Genomic DNA, 12,322 nt, shown 5'->3' with positions numbered 1-12,322 from the left:
TAGACATGAGCGAAGCCGCACAAGACGCTCGGAACGGCACTGTCCGCGAGCTCGGGTGGACCCGGACGAGGGGTGGGCACCCTGTGATACGCCGTGCTCTTCCACTCCGGCCCGAACTGGACGCCCTGTTCACCGAGACGTACAAGAAGTATCGGCCCGGAGTGCGCTCCGTGATCTACACGGTGGCCGGACCGGGAGCCGATGTCGACGCCATCTCCCACGACACGTTCCTGCGCTACCTCCAGATCCTCCGCGAGGGCGGGCCCGTCGCCTCGCCCTGGCCGCTGCTCCGCAGGATCGCGTCGGGCAAGGCCATCGACGCCGTCCGCGTCGCCCAGCGGAGTCCCTGGGCGCCCGCGGGCGAACTCCCCGAGGACAGCGGGGAGTGGACCTCGGTGAGCAGAACGCTGGGCCCGGACCGGGCCCTGGAGATCGCCGAGGTGCTCCGGGAGATCAACACCCTCACCGAGGAACTGCGGTGGGCGCTGCTCCTGCGCGAGTACCTGGGGCTGTCCCGCGCCGAGACCGCGGAGGCCCTCGGGATCGCGCCCGCTTCCGTCTCCGCCTCCGTGCGGCGCGCGAAGAAGAAGCTCCGCCGACGTGCCGCCGAGGCCGAACTGCCCGGCCCGACCCACCGGATGAAGGGAGGATCCCAGTGAATTCCCACGACCTCGACCGTCGAGCCGACCGGATCGACGAACTGCGGGCCGCCCTGGTCCAGCACTACGAGGACCACCCCGACGACATCGAACGTGAACTGCGGGAGCTGCGCGCGGCGGAGCCGCCCGGGCCGGACACCGCGCCGGAGGCCGTGGTGCTGCTCCACCCCACCGGTCACGTCCCGGCGCCGCCGCCGACGCGGGTGGTCCGGCCCGCTCGCCGCACCTGGCTGGCGAGCCTCGGCATAGCTGCCGCGCTGGCTTGCGTCACCGTCGGCTGGCAGGCCCGCGACCTGCGGTCCCCGGCCCCGGCCGGGTCCGCCGCACCGAGCCCCGTCCCGCCGCCGTCGAACCCCCTCAAGCCCCGGTGGATCGCCCAGCTGGCCTCCGTGGCGCATCACGAGGGCGAGCAGAGCGCCCGCCGGACCCTCGCGGCGATCCGCAGGTCGGTCCCGTACGCGCAAGTGCTCGACAGCAGCGACTTCGCCTCGCTCCACCCCGGCTACTGGGTCGTCTACGAGCCCGGCCCCTACCGGGACGGCACCCAGGCACTGAGGTTCTGCAAGTCCGTCGGCCGCACGGAGGCCGGGGACTGCGTGGGCCGCTATCTGTCGCACGACCGGCGCGACCGGAACCTGGTGTGCCTGCCGCGATGGCCCGCCGAACCGGTCGGCGGCTGCACCAGAAGTTCCAAGTCCGACGGATGACCGCCCTCCCCCGCCCCTCTCCCCCGCCTCCGCACACCTCTCGCCCCCGCACACCCAAAAGCATCAGCACATCCGAGGAGGACACATGACCGAAGAGAAGATCGTTTTAGGGAAGCTGGTCACCGACAAGCAGGGCGCCATGTTCCTGGTCCACCCCGACGGCACCTGCCGCGAGGTGGCGGACGTGTCCCCACAGGCATCGCGGCCCCGGGCCGATGACGCCGGGCCTCGCACCGGCACGCCCCCGCGGGGGCGCGTCTCCAGCGGTGCCCGGCGCCTCGTGTCCCTGGCGACCGTCGTCGCGCTCGCCGTGATCACCGGGGGTGACTTTCCCCTCTGAGGCCGGGGGACAATCGACCCATACACCCGCCGCACACCACAGCGCCCAGAGCACCAGGAGCCACCACCTTGTCCGAGCGCACCTCGCACGCCGACCAGCCCGAACTGCGCGCCGACTGCGGCAGCTGCTTCGGGCTGTGCTGCGTGGCGCTGCCCTTCTCCCGTTCGTCGGACTTCCCGGTGGACAAGGCGGCCGGTACGCCGTGCGGCAATCTCCAGGACGACTTCCGCTGCGGGATCCACGAGCGGCTGCGCGACAAGGGCTACCAGGGCTGTACGGTCTTCGACTGCTTCGGCGCCGGGCAGAAGGTCTCGCAGGTGACGTTCAAGGGCATCGGCTGGCGGGAGGAGCCGGACACGGCCCGCACGATGTACGAGGTCTTCCCCGTCGTGCGGCAGCTCCAGGAGCTCCTGAAGTACACCGCGCAGGCCCTGGACCTGGCGGCGGCCCGCCCCGTGCACCGGGAGCTGCGCCGGGCGTACTCGCGGATCGACGCGCTGACCCGGGACACCCCCGAGACGCTGCTCGGCGTGGACGTGGACGCGCTCCGCGGTGAGGTCAATCCGCTGCTGCTGCGGGCCAGCGAGCTGACCCGGTCGGCCGTGCCGGGGCGCAAGAAGGACCACCGGGGCGCCAACCTCATGGGCAAGCGCCTGCGCGGCGCGAGGCTGCGGGGCGCCAGCCTGCGCGGCGCCCTGCTCATCGCCGCCGACCTGACGGACGCCGACCTGCGCGACGCCGACCTCATCGGCGCGGACATGCGGGACACGAACCTGTGCGGGGCCGACCTCACGGGCGCGCTCTTCCTCACGCAGCCGCAGCTCAACGCCGCGCGCGGCGACGCGCGGACGAAGGTGTCGAGCCCCCTGGAGCGCCCCGGGCACTGGGCCCCGGCGCGCCCTTGACGATCAGCCGGTGGGGGTCTCGGGCGGCACCGGCTTGTCGAACATGGTGCACATCGCGGTGACCTGAAGCTCGTGGGACACCTCGTTGATCTTCGGGAAGGCGTTCGGGTGCTCGGCGAAGGCCTCCGTCGAGATGAGGACGGTCGCCGTGCGCTCGCCGGTGGAGTCGGTGACGTTGGTGCTCAAGTAGCCGGGGATGCCGCCCTCGTGGGCCCACACCGTGCCGCAGGGGCTCGCGAAGGTCTGGATGCCGAGTCCGCCGCCGGGCCCGTCCGGGCGGTCCGGGACGACCGGCACGGTGGTGCGCATCTGGGCCAGCTGGGCGGCGGGCAGCAGCTCGCCCGACATCAGCGCGTGGTAGAACCGGCCCCAGTCCCGGGCGGTCGACACCACGGCACCGGCCGCGCCGCCCCATAAGGGCGAGTTCCCGGAGACGTCCACATGGCCCTCGCGCGCCACTCCGGCGTACTCCCTGTACTCGGGCGGCACGCCCGGCGGCATGTGCGCGGCGTCGGGTTCGTAGCCGCGGGCGTGCGGGCCGCGCCAGGAGGAGTCCGTGGCGTAGTACGTGTGCTTGAGGCCGAGCGGCCGGGTGATCCGGTCCCGGACCAGTGCGGCCAGGCTCTTTCCGGTGACCCGCTCCAGGAGGGCGCCGATCGCGACGTAGTTGGTGTTGCTGTACGACCATCTGGCGCCCGGCGGGAAGGGCCGGTCGCGCTTCACGCCCACGGCGAGCAGTTGCTCCGACGTCCAGCGCCGCTGGTCCTTGCCGAGGATCGACGGCAGGAGTTCGGGGGCTTCTGTGTAGTCGCCGAGGCCGCTGGTGTGGTTGAGGAGCATGCGCAGGGTGATGGCGTCGCCGTGGGGGATCCGGCCGGGCAGCCACTTCTCCACCGGGTCGGTCAGGGCGAGCTTGCCCTCGCCGACCAGCTGCAGGACGAGGGTCGCCATCATGGTCTTGGTGTTGGACCCCATCCGGAACTCGTCCCCGCCCCGGAGCCGATGCTCGGCGCCGGCCCACGGCGCCTGCTCGACGACCTCGACCGGCCGGCCGCGGCCCCCGTCGTCGACCCGCACGATCACACCGGGCGCACCGGCGGCCACCAACTTCTGCGCCAGTCGCTCCAGTTGGGCGCGCTGCTGGGTGTGGGTGCCGTCCGTACGCGCGAGCGCCTGTCCCGGCTGGCCGAGCGTGGCGACGAGGCCGGTCACGGCGAGCAAGGATGACGCCGCGAGCAGCCGGACACGGCGACGGCGGTGAACGCGTCGGACGGTGGACTCTGCGCGCCCGCTGACGGGGTGGGCTCTCATCGGCATGCCGATCAGCTTCACGCACCCGGCGGCCCCGGGTCACTGGGGCACACCGGACCATCGAGGCTGGGGCCTGCCCCCCTCTTTCGTGTCAACTACCGGGAACGACCGGCACGTTCCGCCCCGGCCGGGTGCCGAGCGGCCCGTTCGACCTTTGGTCCACTCCACTGACGCACCGCAGGCGATGACACCGCCCGTGGCGAAAACCCATGGCGAAAACACGCCAGACCGGCGCTGACATGGGAAATCCCTTCTCCTGGGCATGATTGACGGATCGTCGGCGAGCCGGTACCACTGACGCACGCCCGGCCCCGCACGCCCCGTCACGCCGCTTCGGCCCGGAAGTCCCAGGAGGCTGCCTTGCGAGGATCCGTCACCGCATCCGTCCCGCCCACGCGCAGACGTGCCGCCAGGGCGGCGGGCGCTCTCGCGTCGGCCGCCCTGCTGGTGCCCCTGCTCGGCGCCGCACCGTCGTCCTCCGCGTCCCGGCCCGCGTCGGCCGCCGGGCCCGAGAGCCTGCAGCGCGCCTTCGCGGCGGCGGCCGCCGAGTACGACGTACCGCAGAGCGTGCTGCTCGGCGTGTCCTACCTCCAGTCCCGCTGGGACGCGCACGGCGGCGCCCCCAGCGTCACCGGCGGCTACGGCCCGATGCACCTCACCGACGCCCGCACCGCGCTCGCCTCCGCCCCGCACCACGGCGACGGCGCGGAGGACCCGCGCGGGGACACGTCTCGGGCCACGCTGCGGCCCGAGGCGAAGCCGCCGACGGAGGCCCAGCTGCCGGCCCGCTTCAAGACCCTGAAGCGGGCCGCGAAGCTCAGCGGGCTGCCCGCGGAGCGGCTGCGCGAGGACGCGGCGGCGAACGTCCGGGGCGGCGCGGCCCTGCTCGCCGCCGCGCAGAAGCGGCTCGGCAAGCCGCTCAGCGCCGACCCGGCCGACTGGTACGGGGCCATCGCGCGCTTCTCGGGAGCCGACGACCGGGCGAGCGCGGCCACGTACGCCAACGACGTGTTCGCGGTGATCCGCGACGGCCAGCGGCGCACCACCGACGCGGGCCAGCGCGTGACCCTCGCCGCCCGGCCCGGGCTCGCCCCGGAGGCCGCCCAGTTGCGCGGCATGGGGCTGCGCAAGGCCGACGCGGCCGCGACGGACTGTCCGAAGACGCTCGCGTGCGAGTGGATCCCCGCGCCGTACGAGGAGTTCGGCGACGGCGACTACGGCAACCACGACAAGGCCGACCGGCCCAAGAGCCAGGGCATCAAGTACATCGTCGTGCACGACACCGAGGGCACCTGGGAGGGCGTCCTCAAGATGGTGCAGGACCCGACGTACGTGTCCTGGCACTACACCCTGCGCTCCTCCGACGGCCATGTCGCCCAGCACGTGCGGACCAAGGACGTCGCCTGGCACGCGGGCAACTGGTACGTCAACGCCAAGTCGGTCGGCCTGGAGCACGAGGGCTTCCTGACGGCGCCCGACACCTGGTACACGGAGGCGATGTACCGCTCGTCGGCGCGCCTGGTGAAGTACCTCGCCAAGCGCTACGGCATCCCGCTGGACCGCCAGCACATCCTCGGCCACGACACGGTGCCGGGCACGACGGCGGCGACGATCCGCGGCATGCACACCGACCCCGGCCCGTACTGGGACTGGCAGCACTACTTCAAGCTGCTCGGCAAGCCGCTGCACCGCACGGCGGGCCCCAAGGGCGGCCTGGTCACGGTGGCGCCCGAGTTCAGCAAGAACCAGCCGGAGTTCACGGGCTGCGCCAAGCCGGGCGAGAAGTGCGTGCCGCACGGCTCCAGCGCGGTGCGCGTGTACACCGAGCCCCGCGAGGACGCCCCGCTCATCCAGGACATCGGTCTGCGTCCGGGCGGTGAGCCGTCGACGATCGACGTCAACGACATGGGCTCGCGCCTGTCGACCGGCCAGCAGTACGCGGTCGCCGACCGCCAGGGCGACTGGACGGCCGTCTGGTACCTCGGCCAGAAGGCCTGGTTCAAGAACCCGGCGAAGCAGCCGACGGCCGTCGACGCGCGCGGCTGGGTCCTGACGCCGAAGGACGGCGTGAGCGACGTCCCGGTGTACGGCCGCGCCTACCCGGAGAAGGAGGCCTACCCGGCCGGGGTGCCGGTGCAGGCCGTGTCGCCGCTGCCGTACAAGCTGCTCTCCGGCCAGAAGTACGCGGTCGGCGACAAGCTCCCCGGCGAGTACTTCTTCTCACCGACGTTCGACCTCGCCCCGCACCGCGTGGTGCGCGGCAAGGACATGTACTACGAGATCCAGTTCGGCCACCGGGTGGCGTTCGTGCGCGCCGCCGACGTGAAGGTGGTGCCGTCCGGATCGTGACGCCATCAGGCACGACGGCGTGACCGTGTGAACTCGTCGGGCCCGGACCTGCGTGGGGGCAGGCTCCGGGCCCGACGTCGTCCGCGTACGGCTAGCGGAAGTCGTAGCGGCGGCCCGCCACCGCCTTGAAGGTGCGCTCGCCGCCCGGCACCAGGGCGCAGCGCACGGTCAGTTCGCGGGTGCGCGAGGCGTGCACGACGACATGGGTGGCGCGACCGTCGGCCCAGGTGATGTCGACGGTGGCGCCGCCGCGTGCGCGCAGGCCCCGCACCGATCCGTCGGGCCAGCTCGCGGGCAGGGCGGGCAGCACCTCGATGGCGTCGTGCTGGCTCTGCAGCAGCATCTCGACGATCCCGGACGTGGCGCCGAAGTTGCCGTCGATCTGGAACGGCGGGTGGGTGTCCCAGAGGTTGGGCAGCGTGGACGACTTGAGCTGTTCGCCGAGCATCTTGTGGGCGTGGTCGCCGTCGCGGAGCCGAGCCCAGAAGTTGATCTTCCAGGCCTTGGACCAGCCGGTGCCGCCGTCGCCGCGTGCCTTCAGGGAGGCCTCGGCGGCCTCGGCCCACTTGCTGCCGGGCCGGATCTGCCGTCCGGGGTGCAGGGCGTAGAGGTGGGAGACGTGCCGGTGGTCGTCGCCCGGGTCGTCGAGGTCGTCCTTCCACTCCTGGAGCTGTCCCCAGGAGCCGACGCGCAGGCCTGGGTCGAGCCGCTCCAGGGTCTGTTCCAGACGGGTGCGGAAGGCGGGGTCGTCGCCGAGGACGCGGGCGGCCTGAAGGGTGTTGGTGAGCAGGTCGTGCACGATCTGCTGCGACATGGCGGCGCCGACGGTGAAGTCCCCGTGCTCCGGTGAGTAGCTGGGCGTGACGACGAGGGTGTTGTCACGCGGGTCGGTGCGCAGCTGATCGAGCCAGAACTCCGCGGCTTCCTTCATGACCGGGTAGGCGGTGTGCCGCAGATAGTGCGTGGACCCGCCGAAGCGGTAGTGCTCGTAGAGCTGCGCGGTGAGCCAGGCGGCGGCCTCGGGGAACCAGAACGCGGTCGCCCAGTCGTGCACGCCGGTGAAGCCGTAGGGGTTGGTCTCGTTGTGCACCACCCAGCCGGGCGCCCCGAACATCTCCCGCGCGGTGCGCCGCCCGGGCGCGCGCAGGGCCTCGACGAAGCGGTCGTAGGGGGCGGTGGTCTCGGCCAGGTTGGCGGCCTCGGCCGGCCAGTAGTTCATCTGGAGGTTGATGTTGACGTGGTAGTCGGCCGACCACGGCGGGGCGGTGCTGTGGTTCCAGCCGCCCTGGAGGTTGGCGGGCAGCGAGCCGGGGCGGGAGGAGGCGATGAGGAGGTAGCGCCCGTACTGGAAGAACAGCGCTTCGAGGGCCCGGTCGGCGGCGGGCGCGGTGCCGTACTCCTTCAGAAGCCGGTCGGTGGGGACGTCCGGGGCCGGTCCCGCGCCCAGGTCCAGGGTGACGCGGTCGAACAGGGCCCGGTGGTCGCGCACGTGGCGGGCGCGCAGCTCCTCGTGGCCGCGGGCGAGCGCGGCGTCGACGGCGCGCGTGACGGTCCGGTGCGGGTCGTCGCCGCGGTAGCGCGGAAAGGTGTCGGCGTAGTCGGTGGCGGCCGCGAGCACGAACCACACCTGGTCGGCGCCGGTGACCGTGAGGCTGCCGTCGGCGCCCGCGGCGAGCGTCCCGCCCCGGTGGGCGACCCGGATCTGGGTCTCGAACTTCAGGCCGTTGTCGGCGAGTTGACCGCGTACGGTGATGCGGTCGCCGTCGGCCTCGGTGGTGACGTCGGTGCGCGGCGAGGTGGTGCGCAGGGTGCAGGTGACGGCTCCGGGGCGGTCCGCGCCGAGCCGTCCGACGATCACGGCGTCGGGGTGGGAGGCGAAGAACTCCCGGGTGTGGCGGACGCCTTGGTGTGTGTACGTGACGTCGGCGACGGCTTGACGCAGGTCCAGGGCGCGACGGTACGAGGCGTCGGGGGCGTCCGGCGTGCCCGCGACGTCGATGCGCAGGTCGCCCAGGGTCTGGTGGGCACCGTAACCGCGCCGGGGCTGGCCGAGCGCGGCGGCGACGGCGTCCGGGGCGAGTCGGCCGCGGTCGTCGAGGTCCTTGCGGACGGTGGCGAGGGCGTCGGGGCGGGACGCTCGCCAGTTGCCGTGGTCGTAGCCGCCCTCGGCGCCGGGGCCGCCGGTCCACAGCGTCTTCTCGTTGAGCTGCAGCCGCTCACTGGCGAGGGATCCGAAGACCATGGCGCACAGGGCCCCGCCGCCGATGGGCAGCGCCTCCCGTTCCCAGTCGGCGGCCGGGGCCCGGTACCAGAGCCTCAGGTCATCGGATGACTGGGGAGAATCGCCGGTGGCCGCGACGCCCTCGGACGCCGGTCCGCCGAGGGCCAGGGCGGCTCCCGCCCCTACGGCCGACTGAAGGGTGGCTCTTCGAGTGATGCCTTGCCGGATGGACTCCAGGAACTGTGGCCTCATGGGCCGTCACGCTAAAAGTCCGATGACTCGCCTGACAAGGCACATGACAAACCCACTCCTTGGACGGAGTGGGCGGACACTTGGACTTCGGGGCGGCGGGCTTCGGCCGCCCTTCGGGCGGCGCGCGGCCTCCGGGGCTCTCAGCCCTGCTGGAACAGCTCCGCGGGCAGCGGCTTCAGGAGTGCGTACAGGTCGTCGGTGATCGGGCGGTCCCAGGCCGCGATGGTCACCAGAACGTTGTCGCTGCGGTCGAACTGCACGCAGGACACGCGGCTTTCGGACAGCCGCAGGCGGCGCACGATCAGGAGGTTGTCGCCCTGCATCACCGGCACGTCCTCGCTGGCGACGACGGTGACCTCCTCGTCGTTCTCCAACGCGAGCAGCAGCTGGGCCACCTCGAAGGGCACCTCGCCGTCGGCCAGCTCGCGGGCCGGGGAGCCCTCCGGCAGATTGCCGATGACCATCGCGGGACCGCGGCCGCCGAACAGGTCGTAGCGCAGGAAGACGCCCTGACAGCTGCCGTCGGGGGCCGGCAGCAGGCCGGCGCCGAGATTGCCGGGCCAGTCACCCGGGTCCATGGCCAGGACATCGAAGTCCGGGCCCGCGGGAGTGGCGGAGCTGCGGCGGCGGAGGAAGGACATGTCGCAATGGTACGTGTCCGGCGCGCCCACCCCGGCCCGGGGGCGGCGCCGGGAAAGCGCCGGTGAGGGTGTGGTCCCCGGCCGGGCCCGGCTCAGGCCTGGTCCCGGTTGCGCTCGTGGTGGCGGGCCACCCGGGCACGGTTGCCGCACGCGGGTTTGCACCACTCCTGGCGCGGGTGGTCCTTCAGGAAGTACCGCACGCAGCGGGGCGCGTGGCAGGCGCGCAGGCGCTCCCGGTCGGGCCCGGTGAGGAAGGTGAGCGCGGCGCGGGCGAGGGCGGCGCTCAGGAGGTCGGCGCGCGCGACGGTCTCCGCCCGGTCGACCGGCTCGTCACGGACGACGGGGGCCGCGCCGCGCGGCCAGCTCAGCACGGGCACGGTGGGCACCCGGGCGGCGGCCTCGTTGAGCCTGGTCACGGCCTGGCCGAGCGGCAGCAGCCGCCGGGCGTCGGCGGGGCTCGGCGCTCCCGGACGCACGGCGTGTGCGAACAGCGCGCGGACGGCGGCACGCACCCCCCGTACCGCTTCCAGCGCGCTCTCGTCGGCCCGGAAGTGGCGGGCGGCGAGGGCTCCGGGCAGCGCTGTCGCGTGGGCGCGGACCCAGGCGGTGAGGCCGTCCGGCGTGTCGAGGTCGTCGGCGACACCGCCGTGGCCGTCGTGGCGGATGGTGGCGGTGAGGTCGAGGGTGAGGAGGGTGACGGCCGGTGCGGACGGCTCGGGCGCGGCAGGCATGGAGCTAATGATAGGTTCCCCGGCAACCATTAACGGGAGGGGTGGCTCGCGGTGACCGCAGGGACCGTGCTCGACTACTGGCGCGCCGGACTCGACGCCGTGCCCGAAGCGGTGTGGGACCACCCCCGCGTCGAGTCCCTGCTCCTCGCCGACAACGCGCTCACGCACCTGCCCGCCCGCGTCGCCGCCCTCCCGGCCCTGCACACCCTGGACCTCGGCCACAACCTGCTGACCGAGGTCCCGCCGGAGCTCGGGGGCCTGCCCGCGCTGACCGGCTTCCTCTATCTGCACGACAACCGCCTGACCGCCCTGCCCGAAGAGCTGGGCGGCCTGGACCGGCTCGCCTACCTGAACGTGGGCGAGAACCGGCTCACCGCCCTGCCCGACGCGCTCGGCCGCATGGCGTCCCTCGTCGAGCTGCGCGCCCAGCACAACCGGCTCACCGCGCTGCCCGCCACGCTCGGCGGCCTGCGTCGACTGCGCGAGCTGTGGCTGCGCGGCAACGAGCTGACCACGCTCCCCGACGGCGTACGCCACCTCGGCGAACTCCGCGAACTGGAGCTGCGGGAGAACGCGTTCGAGACCGTGCCGGACGCCGTGCGCGCCCTTCCGCTCCTGCGCCGCCTCGACCTGCGGGCCAACCGTCTGCGCGAAGTGCCGCACTGGCTGGCCGCGTTGCCGTCCCTGGAGAAGCTGGATCTGCGCTGGAACGACGTGCGAGGCGGCGAGGACACCCTTGCGGCCCTGCGCGCGCGGGGCTGCGTGGTGCTGCGCTAGTCCTGCGCCATCCCCGCGCTAGCCCTGCGCGGAACCGCGGCGGCGCTCGATCAGCGAGGCGCGGATCTCGCCCGCCCTGACCGCCGTGTTGGACAGGAGCGTCGAGGTCAGGCCGTGGGTGTGCTCCGTGCCGCCCTGGAGGTAGATGTCGGCGGCGACGTTGGTGTGCGTGGCCACGCGGTGGTCGCGTCCGACGACGAGGGCGTCCTCGTCGTCGCGGCGGCACAGCTTGCCCAGCTCGCCCATGCGCTCGTCGATGCCGCGCGGCTGGTAGCCCGTCGCGCACACCAGGAGGTCGGCGTCCAGGACGTCGCGTTCGGCGGTGGGCAGGAACTCGATGCCCACGCGCAGGCCGTCGTCGTGGGCCTCGATCTCACGGATGCGGGAGACGTTGAGCATCCGCATGCGCTGGCGTCCCTGCACCTTCTCCTGGTACATGGTGCGCGAGAGCGACTCGATGAGGTCCATGTCGACCACCGAGTAGTTGGTGCCGCGGTGGTAGTCGAAGAGGGACTGCTTCACCTCCGGCGGCGCGTTGTAGAAGATGTCCACGGCCTCCGGGTCGAAGATCCGGTTGGCGAACGGGCTGTCGTCGGCGGGCGTGTAGCCGTACTTCGCGAACACCGAGCAGATCTCGGCGTCGGGGAAGTGCCGGTGGAGGTAGTCCACGCTCTCGGCGGCGCTCTGGCCCGCACCGAGGACGACGGCGCGGCGCACCGGGGTGCCCGCCTCCAGGAGCGCGCCGACCCGCGGGATCAACTCACTGTTGTGGAAGACCCGTTCGGAGCGCGCGGCGCTGGGCGGCAGATGGGGCTCCATGCCGGTGGCGACGCAGAGGCCGCGGGCCCGGCGCACGACCTTCCGCCCCGGGTCGCGCGGGTCGCGGCTGACCACGTCGAAGGCGACGACCTCGCCGTTCTCGGTCACCGGCTTCACGGCCACGACCTCGCAGGAGTACTCCACGAGCCCGGCGACCCGGCCCGCGGCCCACTCCAGGTAGTCGTGGAACTCGATGCGCAGCGGGAAGAGGGTCTTCTGGTTGAGGAAGTCCACGAGCCGGTCGCGCTCCTGCAGGTAGCACAGGAAGCTGTAGCTGCTCTTCGGGTCCCGCATGGTGACGAGGTCCTTCAGGAAGGACACCTGCATCGTCGCGTCATCGATGAGCATGCCCCGGTGCCAGCCGAACCGCGGCTGCTTCTCCAGGAATCCGGCGCGTATCCGGTCGCCTTCGGCGGCCCGCGCGTTGTGCTCCTCGACCGCGATGGCAAGGGCGAGGTTGGACGGCCCGAAGCCGATCCCCAGGACGTCGTACGTCACTTCCGGTCCCCCGTGTGCCGAGCCCGTGCCGCCGCTTGCCGGCTCCGTGCCGCCGTACGTCGAATCCTGTTCGCTGTGCAGAGTGTTCACCCGCGTCATCGCCTCCCTAAGC

Annotated in this window: 11 protein-coding genes; 6 read left to right on the top strand and 5 right to left on the bottom strand. The window is 72.7% G+C overall.

Annotated elements, in window-relative coordinates:
* Window positions 1–83 precede the first annotated feature (83 nt).
* The 4 genes from ACFVHO_RS17345 (at window position 84) to ACFVHO_RS17330 (ending at window position 2,611) form a co-directional block, all read left to right on the top strand.
* Window positions 84–659 (top strand): RNA polymerase sigma factor, encoded by a 576-nt coding sequence (locus ACFVHO_RS17345; protein WP_385714656.1) that lies wholly within the window; start codon window positions 84–86, stop codon window positions 657–659.
* Entirely contained in the window at window positions 656–1,366 is a 711-nt protein-coding gene (locus ACFVHO_RS17340) for a hypothetical protein (protein ID WP_385714653.1), read from the top strand. The genes ACFVHO_RS17345 and ACFVHO_RS17340 overlap by 4 nt, the downstream gene beginning before the upstream one ends.
* A gap of 85 nt (window positions 1,367–1,451) precedes the next feature.
* Entirely contained in the window at window positions 1,452–1,706 is a 255-nt protein-coding gene (locus ACFVHO_RS17335) for a hypothetical protein (RefSeq protein WP_385714650.1), read from the top strand.
* A gap of 68 nt (window positions 1,707–1,774) precedes the next feature.
* The gene (locus ACFVHO_RS17330; RefSeq protein WP_385714647.1) at window positions 1,775–2,611 is read left to right on the top strand and encodes a pentapeptide repeat-containing protein; all 837 of its coding nucleotides are present in this window, start codon (window positions 1,775–1,777) and stop codon (window positions 2,609–2,611) included.
* Window positions 2,612–2,614: 3 nt separating this feature from the next.
* Here ACFVHO_RS17330 and ACFVHO_RS17325 read toward each other — a convergent pair whose 3' ends face one another.
* The gene (locus ACFVHO_RS17325; protein WP_385714645.1) at window positions 2,615–3,823 is read right to left on the bottom strand and encodes a serine hydrolase domain-containing protein; all 1,209 of its coding nucleotides are present in this window, start codon (window positions 3,821–3,823) and stop codon (window positions 2,615–2,617) included.
* Window positions 3,824–4,282: 459 nt separating this feature from the next.
* Between ACFVHO_RS17325 and ACFVHO_RS17320 the strand changes: the two genes are divergently transcribed.
* Window positions 4,283–6,271, top strand: coding sequence for an N-acetylmuramoyl-L-alanine amidase (locus ACFVHO_RS17320; RefSeq protein ID WP_385714642.1), 1,989 nt, complete (start codon window positions 4,283–4,285; stop codon window positions 6,269–6,271).
* Window positions 6,272–6,362: 91 nt separating this feature from the next.
* On the opposite strand, the gene ACFVHO_RS17315 is transcribed toward ACFVHO_RS17320, so the two are convergent.
* From ACFVHO_RS17315 to ACFVHO_RS17305, 3 genes are all read right to left on the bottom strand, one after another.
* Complete coding sequence (locus ACFVHO_RS17315; protein ID WP_385714639.1) at window positions 6,363–8,744, bottom strand: glycoside hydrolase N-terminal domain-containing protein; 2,382 nt, start codon at window positions 8,742–8,744, stop codon at window positions 6,363–6,365.
* Window positions 8,745–8,884: 140 nt separating this feature from the next.
* The gene (locus ACFVHO_RS17310) at window positions 8,885–9,385 is read right to left on the bottom strand and encodes a hypothetical protein (protein WP_289954534.1); all 501 of its coding nucleotides are present in this window, start codon (window positions 9,383–9,385) and stop codon (window positions 8,885–8,887) included.
* Between the two features lie 92 nt (window positions 9,386–9,477).
* Window positions 9,478–10,116 carry a CGNR zinc finger domain-containing protein gene (locus ACFVHO_RS17305; protein WP_385714636.1) on the bottom strand — a complete coding sequence of 213 codons (639 nt, stop codon included), beginning with the start codon at window positions 10,114–10,116 and terminating at the stop codon, window positions 9,478–9,480.
* Between the two features lie 51 nt (window positions 10,117–10,167).
* Here ACFVHO_RS17305 and ACFVHO_RS17300 point away from each other — a divergent pair, with 51 nt between their 5' ends.
* Window positions 10,168–10,893: a leucine-rich repeat domain-containing protein gene (locus tag ACFVHO_RS17300; RefSeq protein ID WP_385714633.1), complete on the top strand. Its 726-nt coding sequence runs from the start codon at window positions 10,168–10,170 to the stop codon at window positions 10,891–10,893.
* A gap of 18 nt (window positions 10,894–10,911) precedes the next feature.
* On the opposite strand, the gene ACFVHO_RS17295 is transcribed toward ACFVHO_RS17300, so the two are convergent.
* A complete protein-coding gene (locus tag ACFVHO_RS17295; protein WP_385714630.1) occupies window positions 10,912–12,309 on the bottom strand; it encodes a lysine N(6)-hydroxylase/L-ornithine N(5)-oxygenase family protein in 1,398 nt (465 codons plus the stop codon).
* Window positions 12,310–12,322 lie beyond the last annotated feature (13 nt).

The organism is Streptomyces sp. NPDC127108 (genome assembly GCF_042677545.1).
Taxonomy (GTDB): domain Bacteria; phylum Actinomycetota; class Actinomycetes; order Streptomycetales; family Streptomycetaceae; genus Streptomyces.
The sequence above is the reverse complement of the archived record's forward strand: the minus strand, read 5'-3'. Positions and strand labels throughout refer to the sequence as shown.